The organism is Pseudomonas sp. S2_A10, assembly GCF_054668465.1.
This window is the reverse complement of the sequence record NZ_CP162773.1, coordinates 4402907-4421101: the sequence shown is the minus strand read 5'-3', so window position 1 is coordinate 4421101 and position 18195 is coordinate 4402907. Positions and strand designations below refer to the sequence as shown.

Sequence of the window (18195 nt, the reverse complement as noted above, 5' to 3'; positions counted from 1 at the left end):
TGGTCTCTCAACAGTAAGGGAAGTCTGTGGAGTCAGTTTTTCGCCAGAAATGGCCGGTGGTCCTGTTGACCATCGGCCTCTACCCCGCTTTCACCGTCGGCGTTCGCGCCGACGACAACCTCGACAGTAGCTTGCGCAGCATCAGCCCGTCGCAACTGCAACAACCGGCAGGCAATGACAATCGTCAGCGCCCTGCCCCTGCTTCAAAAACGGCCGCCAACGCGGATACTTTGGGGCTGGAACAAGCGGTCAGGCTCGCCGTGGACTGGCACCCACGCATCGGCGAGGCCATCGGCACCCTGTTCCAGCAAGGCGAAGGGGTCAACGTCGCCGAATCCGGTTATTACCCGCAGGTCACCGGAGGCATCAAGGGTGGTTACACCAGCGGTTACGGCAGCGATGCCGGCAGCCAGTCGGTGAACATTTCCCTCAAGCAGATGCTGTATGACTTCGGCAAGGTTTCCAGTTCGGTCGACGCCGCCCGCGCCCGGGTGGCGCGCAGTCAGGCGGGGATTCTGCTGGCGATCGACGACATCGCCCGCGACACCGCCAGAGCCTACATCGAAGTGCAGCGTTATCAGCGTCTGCTCGAGGTTGCCCGTGAACAGATTCAGGGCATCGGCGGCATCGTTGACCTGGCCAGACAGCGCAGCGACATGGGCGCCAGCACCCGCTCCGATATGGTCCAGGCGCAGTCCCGCGCAGAAGGCGCGACGGCGACGTTGCAGGAATTCAAGGCGCAATACGCACGGTGGCAAGCGACTCTGACCAGTCTGCTCGGACGACGCACGCCGCCAGCAGTCAGCGATGCCGCCGCGCCGACGCTGACCCAGGCCTGCGACGCGTCGCAGATTTCCGACACCCTGCCCGCCGTTCTCCAGGCGGCTGCGCAACGCACCCAGGCCCAGGCCGAGCTGGCCCAGGCCAAAGCCGAGGCCTACCCGACCCTGTCGCTGCAACCCTCGGTCAACCAATATCTGGATGACCACTACGACGATCAGAACTCGCGCGCCGATCGCACCCAGGTCGGGATCTTCCTCAACCTCGAAGTGCCGATCTATCAGGGCGGTGCGATCAGTGCGCGCAGCCGCGCCGCCGGGCATGCGCTGACCGCAGCGGACTCGGCCGAAGACTTCGCCCGTCTGCAAGCGCGCCAGGGTCTGGCCGAAGCCCAGGCGCAAACCTCGGGTCTGAACCGGCGGCTGCGCTCGCTGGAATTTCGCCAGACCAGCATCACCGAGGCACGCATGTTGTATGGCCGCCAGTACCTGGAGCTGGGCACGCGGCCGCTGCTGGACTTGCTCAACGCCGAGCAGGAAATCCATCAGTCGCGCTTCGATCTGGTCAACACCCAGGCCGAGCTGCAACGTCTGCAGATCGACTGCTTCTACAACAGCGGTGCGATTCGCCGGGTCTTCGGCATCGACCACAGCGCCATCCAGAATGTCGAGATCCTGCCATGACCGATGCCAGCATTACTGTTCCCGAACCCGCTGCTGCCGAAGCTCGCGAAGATTATTCGCCATGGCTGGAAGCGGTGCTCAAGGTCGCCCGCCACTATCGCCTCGACGTCTCGCCGGAAAGCGTGCGCCTGGCCTCGGTGCACAGCGAAGGCCGCGTCGAAGAAGTGGTTCGGCACATGGCGCGGCAGGCCGGTTTAAGCGTGAAATTCGCGGCATTCGACAACAAGAGCCTGAGCCGCTGGCGCACGCCGCTGGTGGTGCAACTGCGCGATGGTCAGGTCGGCGTGCTCGAAAGCATCGGCGAGACCGGCGAGCTGGGCATCTGCTTCAGTGGCGACCAGGGTTTGCAGAGCCGCATGGACGCCACCGCGCTCGCCGAGCAAGCCCTGCGCACGGTGATTCTGCGTCCGACGCAACCGGTGGCGGACGTGCGCACCAACGATTACATCAAGCCCTACGACGAGCACTGGTTCCGGCGCATCGTCCTCACCGATCTGCGGCCCTACAGCCAAGTGATGATCGCCTCACTGGTGGCCAACCTGCTGGGCATGGCCGGGGTGCTGTTTTCCATGCAGGTGTACGACCGGGTGATTCCGGCCGAGTCGCTGCCGACCCTGTACGTGTTGTTCGGCGGGGTGATGCTGGCGCTGCTGTTCGATTTCGTCATGCGCATTCTGCGTCTGCGCATCACCGATGTGCTGGGCAAGCGCGCCGATTTGCGCGTCTCCGATCTGGTCTTCGGCCACGCCCTGCGCCTGCGCAATTCCGCGCGGCCGAAATCCACCGGCTCGTTCATTTCACAGTTGCGCGAGCTGGAGCAGATCCGCGACCTGATCACCTCCAGCACCGCCACGGCGCTGGCGGACATGCCGTTTTTTCTGCTGTTCCTGCTGGTGTTCTATTTGATCGGCGGGCCACTTGTGTTGATTCCACTGGTGGCGTTGGTGTTCATGTTGCTCCCCGGGATCATCGCGCAACCGCGTCTGGCGCGACTCGCCAATGCGTCGATGCGTGAAGCGGCGCTGCGCAACGCCATGCTGGTGGAAAGCATTCAGGGCCTCGACGACATCAAGGCGCTGCAGGCCGAGCAGCGTTTCCAGCAACAGTGGAATCAGTACAACGCCGCCTCGGCGGACAGCAGCCTGCGCCTGCGCACCTTGACCAACAGCCTGGTGGCGTGGACGCAGAACGTACAAGGCGGAGTGTTCGCGGTGGTGATCGTGTTCGGCGCGCCAATGGTGATTGCCGGCGACCTGACCACCGGCAGTCTGGTCGCGGCGTCGATTCTGTCGTCGCGGATGATGGGGCCGATGGCGCAACTGACCCACGTGCTCACCCGATGGCAGCAGGCCAAGGTCGCGCTCGAAGGCTTGAACCGGATCATGCAGATGCCGGTGGATCATCCCGAAGGCAGCCAGCGCGTGCACTTGCCGGCGATTCGCGGCGACTACCGCCTGCGTCAGGCCAGCTTCCGCTACAGCGAAGAATCGTCCCCGGCGCTCAACAACATCGACCTGAGCATTCGCCCCGGCGAGCGCATCGCCCTGCTCGGCCGCAACGGCGCTGGCAAGTCGACGTTGCTGCAAGCACTGGGCGGCGCGATGGATCTGAGCAGCGGTGAAACCACTCTGGACGGCATCGCCCTGGCACATCTGGATCCGGCCGACCTGCGCCGCGATGTCGGCCTGCTCTCGCAACAGGCGCGACTGTTTCACGGCACCTTGCGCGACAACATCACCCTCGGCGCCGGTCAGGCCAGCGATCAGGAAATCATCGCCGCGTTGACTGTCACCGGTGCGCTGGACTTCGTTCGGCAGCTGCCCAAAGGCATGGATCATCTGGTGCTTGAAGGTGGCTTGGGCCTGTCGGGCGGTCAGCGTCAAAGCCTGTTGCTGTCGCGCTTATTGATCCGCCAGCCACAAGTGCTGCTGCTCGACGAACCGACCGCCGCGCTCGATGACGTCACCGAGCGGCTGCTGCTGGAAAAACTCGCGACCTGGACCCAGGGCCGAACGCTGGTGGTTGCCACGCATCGGGTCAGTGTGTTGCAACTGGTCGAGCGGATCATCGTTCTCGACAACGGCCGCATCGTCATCGACGACCACCGCGACGCGGCATTGGCGCGGCTGCGCGCACCGGGTAAAGGAGTGGCGGTATGAAGCCGATGATGACCGACGTGCCGGATCCGATGTCCTACCTCGATGGCCGCGATGAGCGCGCACTTGCCGGTGGCGCAAAGGTGATCTGGGGTTGCGCGCTGATGCTCGCCTGCTTCATTGCCTGGGCCGCGTGGTTCGAGATCGTCGAGGTCTCGACCGGCACCGGCAAAGTGGTGCCGAGCTCGCGCGAACAGGTGATTCAGTCGATGGAGGGCGGCATTCTTGAGCAGCTCAATGTCAGCGAAGGCGCGTTGGTCGAGCGCGGGCAGATCCTCGCGCAACTGGACCCGGTGAAGAACCAGTCCAACGTCGGCGAAAGCGCGGCCAAGTACCGCGCGGCGCTGGCCAGCGTCAACCGCTTGCAGGCCGAGGTCAGCGAAAAGCCCCTGACCTTCGACGCATCGCTGCAAGAGTTTCCTGATCTGATCCGCGCCGAAACCGAGCTCTACCAGACCCGGCGCAAAGGTCTGGCGGAAACCCTCGACGGCATTCAGAGCTCGCTGAAACTGGTACGTAGCGAACTGGCAATCACCGAGAATCTGGCGAAGATCGGCGCCTCGAGTCGGGTCGAAGTGCTGCGCCTGACCCGTCAGCGTTCGGAGCTGGAATTGAAAGCCACCGAAGCCCGCTCCGATTACATGGTCCGCGCCCGCGAAGACCTGGCCAAAGCCAACGCCGAGGCGCAAATGCTCGAAGCGGTGATCCGTGGGCGCACCGATTCACTGTCGCGCCTGACCCTGCGCTCGCCGGTGCGCGGCATCGTCAAGGACATCGAGGTCAGCACGATTGGCGGCGTCATTGCGCCCAACGGCCAGGTCATGCAGATCGTGCCGCTCGACGAACAACTGCTGATCGAGACGCGCATCTCGCCGCGCGACATCGCCTTCATTCACCCAGGCCAGGCGGCGAAAGTGAAAATCACCGCCTATGACTATTCGATCTACGGCAGCCTCGACGGCGAAGTGGTGACGATCTCGCCGGACACCATCCAGGACGAAGCCAAGCCGGAGATCTTCTACTACCGCGTGTTCATCCGTACCGCGTCGGATGAACTGCGCAACAAGGCCGGCAAACGCTTCGCCATCGTGCCTGGGATGATCGCCACGGTGGACATCCGTACCGGCGAAAAAACCGTGCTCGACTACCTGATCAAACCACTCAACCGCGCCCGCGAAGCGTTGCGCGAACGCTGATCAGCGGCTGGCCAGTTTGGTCGCTGGTGGCGCTGTCGGGGTGATGCTGGCCTGATAGCGCGACCACTCGCGATTGATCTCCGCGTACGGCAAAAAGATGCTTACGCGCGGTTGATCGAGCAAGTCCTTGCGCTTGAGGCGGCTGACATCATCGCGGGTGAGAAACGCCACGTTGATGCCAACCACTTTGCCATCGGCGGAAAACACCGGCCCGCCAGACATGCCCTTGGCCAGCGCGCCATTGTGGGTGCCGTAAAGCACGTTGCCCTCTTTGACGTCGAGGCGAACCATCGCCGGCAACGCCTGGCCGGTACCCTTGACCGACATGTACAGCGAATTGAAGCCCACCGAAGTCAGCTCCTCGCCCGGCTTGTAGCCGCGCCACGCCGGCACGCTATTGGCCTTGTGACGGAAGAACTGCACATCTGCCTGCCCTTGGAAAACCGTGCCCGACAAGTAAGGAATGTGCTTCACCGTCACGGCGAAGTCTTCATTCCATTGCACAGCCGAACCCATCAGCACGTAAGGCAAAGGCGCGCCGGAGTGGACGACAAAGGCTTGGTCTAAAACAGGATCCTGAACATAAGCGACTGGCATTCCATTGCACCCGCTGAGCAGCAACGACGCTGCAACAAGTGACTTGAGGGGGCGCATTTTCGGTACATCTTGAAGTGAGGAAAGGTGCTGCAATATGTCATTGCGCCATCACTTTTAGCAATAGGCTCAGCCTACCGCTTGTCGGCGTGCGATATAGTGAGTTAATGATTGGATCCAAGCAATTTCCCGGCAATGCACGCAATCAACAGCGAATGAACGCAAATGATCGCGATTGTCTTCAACCAGGTCGAGTGATCCCATGCTGACGAAGCTTACGGTACAGGGTATTGCGGCTAATCCCCAGACGACGGGCAACTCGCGCGATATGCCAGTGTTCAGCTTCAATCAAGCTCAGCAGAGTTTGCCGTTCGGATACGCCCAGTGGATCGTCAACAGGTTGGTCGTCAGTTGCGGGCAGTAACTCATGCACGTCCTCCAGCGTGACCCGGCCTTCCACTGCCAACGCCACCAACGTACGCAAACAGGTGCGCAGTTGCCGGACGTTGCCCGGCCAGGGCTGCGCCAGCAAGCGCTCTCGAACTCCCGATTGCAGCCGCACAGTGGCGCCCGCCGCTTCTTCGCGCAGCAGGAGGTCGAGCAGACGGCCCTTGTCGGAACGCTCGCGCAGCGGCGGCAGTTCCACGGCGAAACCGCCAATGCGATAGAACAGGTCCTCGCGCAGGCGTCCGTCGGCCACGCAGGCTGGCAGATTCTGGTGACTGGCGCTGATCAGGCGTACATCAAGCGGTCGCGGCGTTGCGCTGCCCAGCGGCACAACCTGGCGCTCTTCGAGCACGCGCAGCAGACGGGTCTGTAGCGCGAGGGGCATGTCGCCGATTTCGTCGAGAAACAGAATGCCGCCATGGGCCTGCTCAAGCTTGCCGACCATGCCGTCCTTGCGCGCGCCGGTGAAGCTGCCGCCGCGATAGCCGAACAGCTCGCTTTCAATCAGCGTCTCGGGGATCGCCGCGCAGTTGATCGCAACAAACGGCTGGCCGGCGCGCGAGCTGGCGCGATGCAGCGCTGCCGCAAAGGCCTCCTTGCCGGTGCCGGTTTCACCCTGCAGAAACACCGGCACGTCACGCTCCAGTACACGCAACGCGCGAGCGAATCCGCGTTGCAGGCGCGGGTCTTCCAGGCACACGCGCTCATCCTTGATTGGCGGGACAGGCGCAAGGGTCAACGGCGCGGAGCGGATCGGTTCGCGCAACTGGCCGTAGAACAAGCGCCCGTCGGCCAGGCGCATCGGCCAGCAGACGTGCGCCTGAGCACTGGCCTGATCGAGCAACTGCTCCATCGGCGTTTCCAGCAGCATCGTCAACGACTGCCCGACCATCTGCTCGCGGCTCAGGCCCAACAGATCCAGCGCCGCCGCATTCACCGAACAGATCCGCGCACTCTCGTCGAAGCTGAGCAGGCCTTCACCCAGCAGCCCGACAAACCCGGCGTCGGGATGAAACCGCAGCAAATAGCGCTGCGGATCGTGGCCAAGGAAAAACAGCTCTCGATCAACCTGGCCGACAGATTGGTCAGGGCCATGGCCTTGAAGCGTTGCTCAAGGCTGCTTTCCTCGCGCACGGAGGAAAGGTTGAGCACGGCAAGCAACTCACCGCTGGCGTCGAATATCGGGCTGGCCGAACAGGTCAGGCCGACGTGCTGGCCACGGAAATGCTCGTCGCGGCGAATGGTCACGTGCTGGCGCTCGACCAGGCAGGTGCCGACGCCGTTGGTGCCCTCGTGCTCCTCGCTCCAGATCGAGCCGAGCCACAGCCCGGAGCGCTGGAACTCGCCGCGTTCGGCTTCGTTGAACACGCTGTCGATCGCCACGCCGCGCGCATCGGTGAGCAGCACGACATGGCCGTCACGTCCCAGTTGCTGGTGCAGGCTGTTCATCTGCCAGTGCGCAACGGAAATGATGTGTTCCAGCGGCGCACGGTGTTCGCGCAAACGCGCCTGTTCGAGCACATCCGGCGCGCGGCGGCTGGCCGGATCGAGCTGGTATTGATCCAGGCAACGCCGCCACGAACGGGTGATCGCCAGGTCTGCCGCCGCGCTGTGGCTGGCAACAGAGCCCTGCACGGCTTGCAGTACCTGGCGCGCGTGGGCGTTGATCGAGGCCGGTTTCATTGTTGTTGTTCTCCGCTTCGGTGAAGACACGGGTGTGTCCGCAGCTTAGATGAAAAGCTCGTTGCGGGGGAATTTCGCGCCGAGTGACACAGTGTCATCCGCGATTCTCGAATTTGTGACATGTCGCCTGTGCCAAGCCTTGTCGGCCTTTGCATCAAACGCTCTGGCCCGCGCCTTTCAAGGAGATGGCCCAAGCCTTGCTCTGATGCCATGGCTTACCAAAACAACAAGATCGGGAGTGGCCCCATGAACATCGCTATTGAAACCCCTTTGCAATCGCCAACAGCGCAACTCGCCGCTTGGGTCGAACGCCTCGGCGGACGTCTGGCGCAACGAGATGTGGACGGCACGCTGGAGCTGTTTGCCGAAGAATGCCACTGGCGTGACTTGCTGCTGTTCAGTTGGAACCTCGTCACCCTGGAAGGCAAACCGGCGATTCGCGACATGCTCGAAACACGCCTTGAGCAGACCCGGCCCGAACGCTGGCAACTCGAAGGTGAAGCCACGCTTAGCGATGGCGTGCTTGAAGGCTGGATGAGCCTGGAAACCGACTCGGCGCGCGGCAAAGGCTACGTGCGCCTGAAAGACGGTTTGTGCTGGACGCTGCTGACCACCATGCGCGAACTCAAAGGCTTCGAAGAACCCAGCGGCCGCCGCCGGCCGATGGGCGCGAGCCACGGCCATGCCCACGCTGACAAGCGCAACTGGCTGGAGCGCCGCCGCGATGAAGAAGCGGCGCTGGGCATCACCACGCAACCGTACTGCCTGATCGTCGGCGGCGGTCAGGGCGGGCTCGGCCTCGGCGCAAGGCTCAAACGCATGGGCGTACCGACGCTGATCATCGACAAAGCCGAACGCCCCGGCGATCAATGGCGCGGCCGCTACAAGTCGCTGTGCCTGCACGACCCGGTCTGGTATGACCACATGCCCTACCTGCCCTTCCCCGACCACTGGCCGGTGTTCACCCCGAAAGACCAGATCGGCGACTGGCTGGAGATGTACACCAAGGTCATGGAACTCAACTACTGGCCGCGCACTGAATGCCTCGGCGCTACGTTTGACGAAGAGACTGGCCGTTGGACCGTGGAGGTCCTGCGCAACGGCGAGCCCGTCACCCTGCAACCGACGCAACTGATCCTCGCCACCGGCATGTCTGGCGTACCGAATGTGCCGGTGTATCCAGGCGCCGAAAACTTCCAGGGCCAGCAACATCACTCCAGCCGTCACCCCGGCGGCGATGCGTGGAAAGGCAAGCGCGCAGTGGTCATCGGCGCGAACAATTCAGCCCACGACATCTGCGCCGATCTGGTGGAAAACGGCACCGAGGTGACCATGGTGCAACGTTCGAGCACGCACATCGTGCGTTCGGACAGCCTGATGGAACTGGTTTTCGGCGGGCTTTATTCCGAAGAGGCGCTCGAGTCGGGGCTGACCACGGACAAGGCCGACCTGCTGTTCGCCTCGATTCCGTACAAGGTCATGCCACAGTTTCATCGGCCGATCTTCGACGCGATCAAGGAGCGCGACAAGGACTTCTATGAACGCCTGAGCCGGGCGGGTTTCATGCTCGATTTCGGCGATGACGAATCGGGTTTGTTCATGAAATACGTACGCCGTGGCTCGGGTTACTACATCGACGTCGGCGCCTCGGAACTGATCGCCAACGGCACGATCAAGCTCAAGAGCGCGCCGGGCCTCGGTGTCGAACGCATCGAAGCGGATGCGGTGGTGCTCACCGATGGCAGCCGCTTGCCGGCCGATCTCATCGTTTATGCGACAGGTTATGGCTCGATGAACGGCTGGGCCGCGAAGCTGATTTCCCAGCAAGTCGCCGACAAGGTCGGGCGCTGCTGGGGCCTGGGTTCCGGCACCACCAACGACCCCGGCCCGTATGAAGGTGAACTGCGCAACATGTGGAAGCCGACCCAGCAGCAAAACCTCTGGTTCCACGGCGGCAACCTGCATCAGTCACGGCACTATTCACTGTATCTGGCGTTGCAGTTGAAAGCCCGTTTCGAAGGCCTCGACACCGATGTTTATCGCCTTGCAGAGCGCCATCATCTGGGCTGATTCCTCAAGTGGTCGTTCGTCGGTGCGCAGACCAAGCGCACCGGCGAACTGGAAAGTGCGTGCTAGGGTGTCTAGCCCAAGCACGTTTCAATCCAGGAAAAATGAGGAGGATTCATGCCACTTCATCCCATTCTGTTCATGGGCGGCTCCGGCGCCATCGGCCATCAGACGGCCCGCGCATTGCGCGCGGCGCATCCCGACGTCCCCTTGCTGATCGGCGGACGCGACCTCGCCAAGGCTGAGCAAACCGCCGAGCAAATCGGCAATGCCCAAGGTGTGGTCATCGATGCTCGCGCAGATGATCTGGGGCTGGGTGATCGCCCGGTCAGAGCCATCGCCTTGTTCTACATGGACCATGCCCTCGCCGGGTTGCGCTTTGCGCAAAAGCGCAAGGTGCCGCACCTGAGCATCTCTTCCGGCGTGTTCGAAATCGCCCCGCAGATCGCCAGTTTCATCCACTCGCCCGACGCGGCGCCCATTGTCCTCGGCTACGAATGGATGGTCGGTGCCACCACCGTGGCAACGCTGCACCTCGCCAATGCATTCGCCCGCGTGCACGACATCCGCATTCATGCACTGGTCGACGAACAGGACGGCGGCGGCCCGACCGTGGCCGTCGATTTCGAGCACCTGAACAAAATGCTGCCCGCCGCACTGACCCGCCGTGACGGCGAATTCATATGGCGTGAAGGCGACGACGCCAAGGTGAGCTTCAGCGCCGTCGACGGCACGACCCTGCAGGGCGCCGGCTTTTCCTCCATCGACGTGACAGGCCTCGCCGCCGCCACCGACGCCCCGAACGTCGAGTTCAACCTCGCCAGCGGCGTCAGCTCGACCCGGCGTCAGGGTCAGCCGATGTCGACGGAAATACTCATTGAACTTGAAGGCACGGATCACAAGGGATCTGCGTTGCGCACCCGCCACGCCGTGGTTCACCGCGCAGGCGCAGCGGCGTTGACCGGGCTCAGCGTGGCCATGCTGCTGGAGCGACTGGTTGGGCTGGATGGGCAAGCGCCGGTAAGGCCGGGGCTGTATTTCCCGTATCAGTTGCTGGAGGCACAGGTGTTTTTGCAGCGGTTGAGAGAGGACGGTGGGGAGTTGATCGAACTACTTGAGTGAGACGGCGCACAGGTCACTCGACACTTGAACTGCTCGTTTGAGAGAGTACCGGTGCTGCCCGCCACTGCTCGCAAGGATTGATTGCCATGGATTGCATCCCCACGCTTTACACCCGCCGCTTGATCCTCACGCCGCTGCAACTGAGTGATGCAGCGGCGGTGCAACAATTGTTTCCGCAATGGGAGGTCGTGCGCTATCTCGACAGCCGCGTTCCGTGGCCGTATCCGGACGACGGCGCGCTTGTTTACGTCCGCGATGTCGCGCTGCCCGCGATGGCTGCCGCAAAGGAATGGCACTGGATGATCCGCACCCGCGTTCAGCCCGAGAGCTGCATCGGCAGTATCAGCCTGTTTGATCAACCGGGTAACCATCGAGGCTTCTGGCTCGCCCCACAGTTTCAGGGCAACGGCTACATGCGCGAGGCCTGCAAGGTGATCAATGCCTACTGGTTCGATACGTTGATGCGCCCATTGATGCAGGTGCCCAAGGCCGCCGCCAACCGCGCTTCGCGCAAGATTTCCGAAGATGAAGGCATGCGGATGGCTGAAACACGGGACGGCCAGTTTGTGTCGGGGCCGATGCCGGTGGAGGTGTGGGAGATCACGCGCAGCGAATGGCTTGCCGAAGAAACAAACCGGTCAATTGATTGTTAGAGCCGATCAAGTGCTCAATCTTGCGTATATGCTGCTGTCTGCAAAATCAGGACAAGTACTCCCCAAACGTTCGAGACAGTAGAAATGATCTCCGATCCAGGAACACCAACGCTTGATCAACTGAAAGTATTTCTGACGGTTGTAGAAGTGGGCAGTTTTGCCGCTGCGGCCAGAAAACTGCATCGCGCGACATCGGTGGTGAGTTACTCCATTTCCAATCTGGAGATGCAGCTCGGGGTTTCACTGTTTGACCGCAAAACCACGCGCAAACCGCAACTGACGGAGGCAGGTCGAACCGTCCTGGCTGAAGCACGCACTATTACCAACGGCGTAAATGGGCTGCGCGCAAAAGTCTCCGGTTTGCTGCATGGGCTTGAAGCAGAAGTTCACCTCGCGCTCGATGTAATGCTCCCTGCCGAGCGAGTAGTCGATGCGTTGAGGACCTTCAGGGAAGAATTTCCCACAGTCACTCTGCACTTGCACATGGAAGCCTTGGGGGCAGTGACCCAACTGGTGATGGAGAAGAAAGCTGGAGTCGGCATCAGCGGTCCGCTGGACATTGGCCTGGACGGCATCGAGCGCATCGGCGTGGGCAGTGTTCAATTGATACCGGTCGCCGCGCCTGCACACCCGCTTGCAACCGAGTGTTCCAAATCCCCTGGCGCTGCCAGAGAGTTTGTTCAATTGGTGCTATCGGATCGTTCAACGCTTACGGGTGACAAGGACTTTGCCGTCGTGAGCACTCGCACTTGGCGACTGGCGGATCTGGGCGCCAAACACATGCTTCTCAAAGAGGGCATCGGATGGGGGAATATGCCGGTGCCCATGGTTCAGTCTGACCTGGACGAAGGACGCCTGGTCGAGCTTGATATGCCCGACTGTAAAGGCGGCACCTATGCCTTCGATGCGATTTATCGAACCGACTCGCCGCCCGGTCCGGCTGGGCAGTGGCTGATCAAGCGGTTCGGCGAACAGCTCTTGCCGACGTAAGCAATTCAGGGAAAAGAGCAAAAATCCGACAGCCTGAGCAAGGCTGCCGGAGAGATGCATGTCAAAAAGCAGGAAAGTTGAATTGTCGAAAGCGACTGACAACAACTGTTTATCCTCTTTTGATCCCCGGAGGCGCCATGACCGCATTTCGAAAATCCGACTTCCCTTTGAGCGAGGTTCGCCAGCATCTGGAAACCGGCCCCATCGTCCTGGTGACCTCCGCCTGGCAAGGTGAAACCAACATAATGACCATGGGTTGGCACATGATGATGCAGTTCTCCCCCGCCCTGTTTGGCTGCTATATCTGGAGTGCAAACCACAGCTACGAGCTGATCCACAACAGCCAGCAGTGCGTCATCAACGTGCCCACCGTCGAATTGGTGGACCAGGTTGTTGCCGTCGGCAACAGCAGCGGTGGCGCCATCGACAAGTTTGCCCAATTTGACCTCACAGCCGCCCCCGCAGAACGGGTAAAGGCCCCGTTGATCAAAGAGTGCTACGCCAATTTCGAGTGCAAGCTGTTCGACTCCAATCTTATCGGCGAGTACGGTCTGTTCGTGTGGGAAGTGGTCAAGGCGCATGTGGCTACGTCGGTGAAAAACCCCAAAACCCTGCATTACCGCGGGCAGGGGAAATTTATGGTGGCGGGCGAAACCCTGGATTTGCGCGATCAATTCCGCCCACAGAATCTGTAATACGACACTAATAAAAAAGCCGGAATGTTCATTCCGGCTTATGCGTCAGCGCTCGGGATATAACACCATGCCCGCGTGGTACAGCACGTTATCTCGAAACTCTCCGTCTGCGGTAAAGCCAGTATCGTCCACATACTCGATGTGGTCGCCTTCCAGCCAGTAGCGCCCTTGATAAGCGCTTTTTTGCCGACCGCGAGCCTCGTCATATCGCCCTCCTGGCAGCAACTCATGGCGAATATGACCGTCGGCTGTCACCCACATGCCAACGTACTTGCCCTGATCGCCGGCTGGATTTGCCGTGGCGTTTTCTTGCGCATCAGGGGTTACGCGAATTTCGACATCGGACATTTTAGAACTCCTGTTTTCAGATCATAGTTTCCTGCCGTTCAGCAGGATTTGAAGCAAGAGTAAAAAGTCGCGGCGCGGTGCCGTTATGCAATTCCTGCGCAGGTTTTGCCCAATGCTCCAGGCGCTCGCAGAACGTCTAAGCGAAGGACTACGCGAACTTCTGCAAAGGAGAGAAGGCCCGCGCATCTTTCAGCGCCCGTGCCCACCAGGCCAGCTGGATCAACAACTGCGCCATCGAAACCCGTGCTTGCGCAAAGTGCTCCAGTCCGAGGCCTTGTTCGAGACGCTCGGCAATCTCAGCGAACTTCACATAGCCACCAACAGGCATGGCCTGCAGCTTCAACAACTCGCATCCAAGCTCGTCGACCTCATCCTCCCCGCCGGTCGTGGTGCCATAACCAACAAATGAACAAGGTCGTCCCTGGAGGTGTTCAGGCCAGCGCGCCATCAAGACTTTCAATCCATGCTGGTAACCAAGGTGACGTGCGGGCACCAAGACGATATAGGCATCTGCTGCCGCTAGCGCTCTCAAGCACACTCGACGACCGGGTTGTTCCGAAAAATCGTCTATAAATCTCAGGTCAAACGGCTCTACCACGCTCAACGCAAATTCGCTGCGGTCTTGCACCACGGCGGTAATCCATTGCACCAACGCCGTGTCTACGCCGTTGGACTGGTTGCTGTTATGGATCAGTACTAATTGCAGTGTGTGAGTCATTTCAGCCTCCGAGCAGCTATCAACATGGCAATGTTCTACGGTTAGAGAAAACAACGTGACAGCAAGAGCGCGATGGTTGGAAGTGGCCACTTCTTTGCTTGCAAAGTCGGCAACCGTTCCATATCGCGTTGGCAAAATATTAGGCGCGCGAAATGGTAGATAAACAGCCCGTGCCCAGGCACACGATTTATGACGTGAGTTCACATGCGACGACTGGATATCAATTGCTTCGCCGAGATGAGCGTGTTCGTTAAAGTGGTGGAACGCGGAGGTTATTCAGCGGCCGCAAGAGCTTGCGCGATAACCCCCTCTGCCGTGAGCAAGCTCATGACGCGCCTGGAAAGCCGTCTTGGCGCACGTTTGCTGAACAGGTCCACGCGCAAGCAACTGCTGACGCCAGAAGGAATGGCTTTTTACGAACGCAGCGTTGCCATACTGGCCGATCTTGACGAAGCGGAACGCGAAGCATCTGCCAGTTCTGCACCGCAGGGAGTGGTCAGAATCAGCTCTAATGTGGGTATCGGCCGCCAGCTTTTTCTTCCCATCATCAACTTGTTCATGAATCAACATCCTGGGGTCAGCGTCGAACTTTTCCTCACCGATGAGGTGGTCGATCTCATCGAAGCACGTGCGGATATCGCCATACGCACCGGAGCGCTCAAGAACTCCAACCTTGTGGCGAAACGACTCGGGCAATCCAGAGGGCTGATCGTAGGATCTCCTGACTACCTGGCGGCCAAGGGCACTCCGCTGGTGCCTCAAGACCTTGCCGATCACAACTGTCTGGGTTTCACCTTTTCGCCTCCCGCCATGGAGTGGGCCTTGCTCGACGAGAGCGGCGAGCAACGTATGTACCCGGTAAAAGGCAATCTGCGCGTCAGCGATGGCGACGCCTTGCGTGAATTGACGGTGCTGGGCGCAGGGCTAGCCAGGCTGGGGTTCTGCCAGGTTGCAGATGACCTGGCTGCCGGAAGGTTGGTTTGCGTCCTGCAACCATTCGTGCCTGCAAGCGTCACGGAGATTCATGCGATTTACGTCGGCCAAGGCGGACATCTGCCCGCACGCGTAAGAGCCCTGATGGATTTCCTCGCCGCCCATTTGCATGTTCATTGAACCGCAACGCGGGCAAAGGGCCGTTCCTTCAATGCATAGGCCAGCACAAGAGCCGCGGGCAAAGCAGCGCCCAGTAGGCACAGCCCTTCCCAGCCGACATACCGAATACCGAAACTTGCAACTGCGGAGCCAATAGCGCCGCCAACAAAGTTGATACTGATAAACACCGCGGTAATCCGTGAGCTGGCTGCGGGGGCCAGTTTGTAGATGACCGATTGATGGGTGATCTGCAAGCCCATTACGCCAACGTTCAAGGCCATTGCGGCAGCGATAATTATCCAGAGCCCTGTCGCCGCAAAGCTCAGCACTGCCCAGGCCAGTATCATCAACGAGGCCAACCCGAATGCCAGCGCGTGCCGGTAGCCATGATCACAGAGCCGGCCAACCACACCGGGAATCAACGCGCCAGTCACTCCCGTGAGCCCGATCAGTCCGATGCTCGAAGTCGAAAAATTGAACGGCGGTTGCGACAACAGTATTGGTAATCCAGTCCACAACATGCTGAAGCTGGCCATTCCCAGCGCACCGTAAAGCGCCCGGCGAGCAAGCGCTGGGTACTCGAGGATGAGTTGCCACAACGAGCGCATCAACTGCTCATAACGCACGGGCTGGCCTCGGCGCTCGGGCTCGGTTGGCAAGGTGATTCTGAGCAGCATGAGCAGGATCAGCGCCGCGCACCCGGCGCTGGCGTACACCAAGCGCCAACCTGCCGCGTTGCCGATACCGCCGGAGACCAGCCACGACAGCGGTATCGCGAGCAAGGCCCCGGTCATCACCACGCCGATCACTTGACCGCGCCGATGCTCGGCTGCGATGGACGCTACGTACGGCACAATCAACATGGCAGCCGATGCCGTGACTCCACTGATAAACACTGCGGCGCAGAACAGCAAGAAATTCGGGCTGGCCGCAGCCACAAACAGCGCTAATGCGTTGATGGTAAACATCCGGCTCAGAAGCGCTCTTCTTTCGAGGACGTCACCGAGCGGGACGACCAGCACAATGCCCAGCGTGTAGCCAAGTTGAGCGCAACTCACCAGCAGGCCGGACGTGGCGAGCGGAATATCAAATGTCCCCGTTACCAACGACAGGATCGGCTGCAGATAATAGAGATTAGCGATCATGGCCCCCGCTGCGAATGCGCAGAGCCACATGAAAGGTCGGGACGGGGACGACGAATTCATACAAATACTCCTCGGTAAATGCCGTTCAAAATTGGGCGAGTCAACTCACTCGCCCAGTTTTTCCCGCACCGCGTCGTCCCCGTTAACTCACTCCTCTCAGGTGTTTGCCTGATTCTGTAGCGTCCATGCCATCAGTGCGGGCTTCGCCTGTCAGGCCGTCGGGAAGTCCGCGCCACGGGCGGTAGACTCCCATGCGCTGAACTCGCGGCCCATGGCGGCAAGCTTCGCCTGCGCTGCCTCATAGGCTTCATTGCCCAACAGCAGGCGCGCCGGCGGCGCTGCGCAGGTAACCGCGGCGTAGATCGCCGCTGCCGCCCTGTCTGGGTCGCCAGCTTGATTGCCAACAGATTGCTGGTACGCGCGCATCGCAGCGCCGGCGGTTGCCTGATAATCCTCGGCCACCGTTTGCGCAGCGCCCGAAGACCCCGCCCATTGGGTTCTGAAGGCGCTGGGCTGAACGGTCATCACGCCGATACCCAGTGGCGCAACTTCGGCGCGCAGACTTTCCGACAGGCCCTCAACGGCGAACTTCGTCGCGCAGTAGTGGCCGACCGCTTCGAACCCGACCAGACCGCCTACCGATGTGAGGTTGACGATCATGCCGGTGCGCCGCTTGCGCATGCCAGGCAGTACCGCGCGAATCATATGGGCCATGCCGAAGTAGTTGACCTCGAACATCCGCCGAACAGCCCCATCGTCGCTGTCTTCTATCGATGAGAAATAGCCGACGCCGGCGTTATTGATCAGCACGTCCACTCGCCCGAAGCGATGCTCGGCCGCCTGTACGACCTGCATCGCCTGCGCCGGATCGGTCACGTCCAGAGGCAGAATCAAAGCGTCGCCGAGGGCGGCCAGATCCTCGATCTGCTGTGTGTTGCGCGCCGTGACCACCACACGCTCACCCTCATTCAGCAGCGCCGTGGCGATGTGGCGACCGAACCCGGTGGAACAGCCTGTAACCAACCAAACCTTAGTCTCGTTCATTGCAGTACTCCTCTAGATAGCGGCGGTTCAGGATTCGGCTGAACCGCGTTCGAGACCAACGTACCGAATCCGCCCCGCCACTGTTATCCGATTAATCCGCGACATTTGCCTGATCCTGCTCCCCAACACACGTCGCTGACCACAGTGGAAGGTCCACTTCGATTTCTGCTGCATTTCTAGTTTTTCGAACCTGATCATCGAAACTTGTCGGCTATTGCGCAAAGCCTCGCGATGACATCATCTGCTCCACAACGGCGCTTCATGGTGAAGCGCTGAAATCAGCGGAATCCACGTCATGTCCCACGCAGCCACAATTTCCAGCGTCACTGCTTCAACGTCTTCCAACCTCAACAGCACCGTTTCCTTGATCGGGCGGATTCTTCTGAGCGCGATCTTCATTCTTTCGGGCCTGTCGAAAATCGCGGCACCGGCCATGATGATTGGCTACATCGGCTCTGTCGGGTTGCCTTTTCCCGAACTGGCGTTGGGCGTGGCGATTGCTGTCGAGGTTCTCGGCGGCGTAGCGTTGATCGCCGGTTATCGCACACGTACCACCGCAGCGCTGTTGGCGATTTTCAGCGTACTGACCGCACTGATTTTCCATAACGCCCTGGCGGACCAGAATCAGTTCATTCACTTCTTCAAGAATATCGCCATGGCCGGTGGGCTCTTGCAGATCGTTTCTTTCGGCGCAGGGCGTTTCAGCCTCGACGCACGTCGCCACTAATCGAATCGCCGGCACGTCCATTCCTTCCGACGAGCCTTGACCATCACAACGGAGA

The 18195-nt window shown here is 60.7% G+C and carries 15 protein-coding genes and 1 pseudogene; 10 read left to right on the top strand and 6 right to left on the bottom strand.

Translation table 11 applies throughout. The features are described 5' to 3' along the window. Window positions 1–26: 26 nt before the first annotated feature. From AB4N41_RS19920 to AB4N41_RS19910, 3 genes are read left to right on the top strand one after another with little or no spacing between them, the layout of a single operon-like run. Window positions 27–1463, top strand: coding sequence for a TolC family outer membrane protein (locus tag AB4N41_RS19920; RefSeq protein ID WP_252877957.1), 1437 nt, complete (start codon window positions 27–29; stop codon window positions 1461–1463). Then, window positions 1460–3622: a type I secretion system permease/ATPase gene (locus tag AB4N41_RS19915; protein ID WP_056785069.1), complete on the top strand. Its 2163-nt coding sequence runs from the start codon at window positions 1460–1462 to the stop codon at window positions 3620–3622. The genes AB4N41_RS19920 and AB4N41_RS19915 overlap by 4 nt, the downstream gene beginning before the upstream one ends. 5 nt (window positions 3623–3627) lie before the next feature. Continuing rightward, window positions 3628–4815 carry an HlyD family type I secretion periplasmic adaptor subunit gene (locus tag AB4N41_RS19910; RefSeq protein ID WP_370593533.1) on the top strand — a complete coding sequence of 396 codons (1188 nt, stop codon included), beginning with the start codon at window positions 3628–3630 and terminating at the stop codon, window positions 4813–4815. On the opposite strand, the gene AB4N41_RS19905 is transcribed toward AB4N41_RS19910, so the two are convergent. Together AB4N41_RS19905 and AB4N41_RS19900 are read right to left on the bottom strand one after the other, a co-directional pair. Further along, window positions 4816–5412: a trypsin-like peptidase domain-containing protein gene (locus AB4N41_RS19905; protein WP_150742630.1), complete on the bottom strand. Its 597-nt coding sequence runs from the start codon at window positions 5410–5412 to the stop codon at window positions 4816–4818. A 238-nt stretch (window positions 5413–5650) separates the two neighbouring features. After that, a pseudogene (locus AB4N41_RS19900) lies at window positions 5651–7539 on the bottom strand (sigma-54-dependent Fis family transcriptional regulator). Between the two features lie 246 nt (window positions 7540–7785). Here AB4N41_RS19900 and AB4N41_RS19895 point away from each other — a divergent pair. From AB4N41_RS19895 to AB4N41_RS19875, 5 genes are all read left to right on the top strand, one after another. After that, a complete protein-coding gene (locus AB4N41_RS19895) occupies window positions 7786–9609 on the top strand; it encodes an NAD(P)/FAD-dependent oxidoreductase (protein ID WP_122507437.1) in 1824 nt (607 codons plus the stop codon). Between the two features lie 114 nt (window positions 9610–9723). After that, window positions 9724–10728 carry an NAD(P)-dependent oxidoreductase gene (locus AB4N41_RS19890; protein WP_252877955.1) on the top strand — a complete coding sequence of 335 codons (1005 nt, stop codon included), beginning with the start codon at window positions 9724–9726 and terminating at the stop codon, window positions 10726–10728. A gap of 86 nt (window positions 10729–10814) precedes the next feature. Then, window positions 10815–11381 carry a GNAT family N-acetyltransferase gene (locus AB4N41_RS19885; RefSeq protein ID WP_252877954.1) on the top strand — a complete coding sequence of 189 codons (567 nt, stop codon included), beginning with the start codon at window positions 10815–10817 and terminating at the stop codon, window positions 11379–11381. Window positions 11382–11465: 84 nt separating this feature from the next. Then, the gene (locus tag AB4N41_RS19880) at window positions 11466–12371 is read left to right on the top strand and encodes a LysR family transcriptional regulator (RefSeq protein WP_024012654.1); all 906 of its coding nucleotides are present in this window, start codon (window positions 11466–11468) and stop codon (window positions 12369–12371) included. A 137-nt stretch (window positions 12372–12508) separates the two neighbouring features. Further along, the gene (locus AB4N41_RS19875; RefSeq protein ID WP_056785061.1) at window positions 12509–13066 is read left to right on the top strand and encodes a flavin reductase family protein; all 558 of its coding nucleotides are present in this window, start codon (window positions 12509–12511) and stop codon (window positions 13064–13066) included. 45 nt (window positions 13067–13111) lie between these two features. Here AB4N41_RS19875 and AB4N41_RS19870 read toward each other — a convergent pair whose 3' ends face one another. Both AB4N41_RS19870 and AB4N41_RS19865 read right to left on the bottom strand, forming a co-directional pair. After that, window positions 13112–13327 carry an Atu4866 domain-containing protein gene (locus tag AB4N41_RS19870; RefSeq protein ID WP_056786820.1) on the bottom strand — a complete coding sequence of 72 codons (216 nt, stop codon included), beginning with the start codon at window positions 13325–13327 and terminating at the stop codon, window positions 13112–13114. 235 nt (window positions 13328–13562) lie between these two features. Further along, window positions 13563–14132: an NAD(P)H-dependent oxidoreductase gene (locus AB4N41_RS19865; protein WP_016774391.1), complete on the bottom strand. Its 570-nt coding sequence runs from the start codon at window positions 14130–14132 to the stop codon at window positions 13563–13565. Window positions 14133–14336: 204 nt separating this feature from the next. On the opposite strand from AB4N41_RS19865, the gene AB4N41_RS19860 reads away from it, so the two are divergent. Beyond that, window positions 14337–15245, top strand: a complete 909-nt coding sequence (locus AB4N41_RS19860) for a LysR family transcriptional regulator (protein WP_056785056.1) — start codon at window positions 14337–14339, stop codon at window positions 15243–15245. Here AB4N41_RS19860 and AB4N41_RS19855 read toward each other — a convergent pair. Beyond that, the gene (locus AB4N41_RS19855; RefSeq protein ID WP_252877953.1) at window positions 15239–16429 is read right to left on the bottom strand and encodes an MFS transporter; all 1191 of its coding nucleotides are present in this window, start codon (window positions 16427–16429) and stop codon (window positions 15239–15241) included. The two genes, AB4N41_RS19860 and AB4N41_RS19855, sit on opposite strands and share 7 nt — an antisense overlap. Before the next feature lie 150 nt (window positions 16430–16579). After that, window positions 16580–17413 carry an oxidoreductase gene (locus AB4N41_RS19850; RefSeq protein WP_252877952.1) on the bottom strand — a complete coding sequence of 278 codons (834 nt, stop codon included), beginning with the start codon at window positions 17411–17413 and terminating at the stop codon, window positions 16580–16582. A gap of 295 nt (window positions 17414–17708) precedes the next feature. On the opposite strand from AB4N41_RS19850, the gene AB4N41_RS19845 reads away from it, so the two are divergent. Next, entirely contained in the window at window positions 17709–18140 is a 432-nt protein-coding gene (locus AB4N41_RS19845; protein ID WP_082228565.1) for a DoxX family protein, read from the top strand. The last annotated feature ends 55 nt before the right edge of the window (window positions 18141–18195 follow it).

Coding starts and splice junctions, on each gene's coding strand:
- AB4N41_RS19845 (WP_082228565.1), top strand. CDS start 17,709: ATGTCCCACGCAGCCACAATTTCCAGCGTCACTGCTTCAACGTCTTCC.
- AB4N41_RS19860 (WP_056785056.1), top strand. CDS start 14,337: ATGCGACGACTGGATATCAATTGCTTCGCCGAGATGAGCGTGTTCGTT.
- AB4N41_RS19855 (WP_252877953.1), bottom strand. CDS start 16,429: ATGAATTCGTCGTCCCCGTCCCGACCTTTCATGTGGCTCTGCGCATTC.
- AB4N41_RS19910 (WP_370593533.1), top strand. CDS start 3,628: ATGATGACCGACGTGCCGGATCCGATGTCCTACCTCGATGGCCGCGAT.
- AB4N41_RS19885 (WP_252877954.1), top strand. CDS start 10,815: ATGGATTGCATCCCCACGCTTTACACCCGCCGCTTGATCCTCACGCCG.
- AB4N41_RS19865 (WP_016774391.1), bottom strand. CDS start 14,132: ATGACTCACACACTGCAATTAGTACTGATCCATAACAGCAACCAGTCC.
- AB4N41_RS19890 (WP_252877955.1), top strand. CDS start 9,724: ATGCCACTTCATCCCATTCTGTTCATGGGCGGCTCCGGCGCCATCGGC.
- AB4N41_RS19905 (WP_150742630.1), bottom strand. CDS start 5,412: ATGCCAGTCGCTTATGTTCAGGATCCTGTTTTAGACCAAGCCTTTGTC.
- AB4N41_RS19915 (WP_056785069.1), top strand. CDS start 1,460: ATGACCGATGCCAGCATTACTGTTCCCGAACCCGCTGCTGCCGAAGCT.
- AB4N41_RS19870 (WP_056786820.1), bottom strand. CDS start 13,327: ATGTGGGTGACAGCCGACGGTCATATTCGCCATGAGTTGCTGCCAGGA.
- AB4N41_RS19850 (WP_252877952.1), bottom strand. CDS start 17,413: ATGAACGAGACTAAGGTTTGGTTGGTTACAGGCTGTTCCACCGGGTTC.
- AB4N41_RS19875 (WP_056785061.1), top strand. CDS start 12,509: ATGACCGCATTTCGAAAATCCGACTTCCCTTTGAGCGAGGTTCGCCAG.
- AB4N41_RS19880 (WP_024012654.1), top strand. CDS start 11,466: ATGATCTCCGATCCAGGAACACCAACGCTTGATCAACTGAAAGTATTT.
- AB4N41_RS19895 (WP_122507437.1), top strand. CDS start 7,786: ATGAACATCGCTATTGAAACCCCTTTGCAATCGCCAACAGCGCAACTC.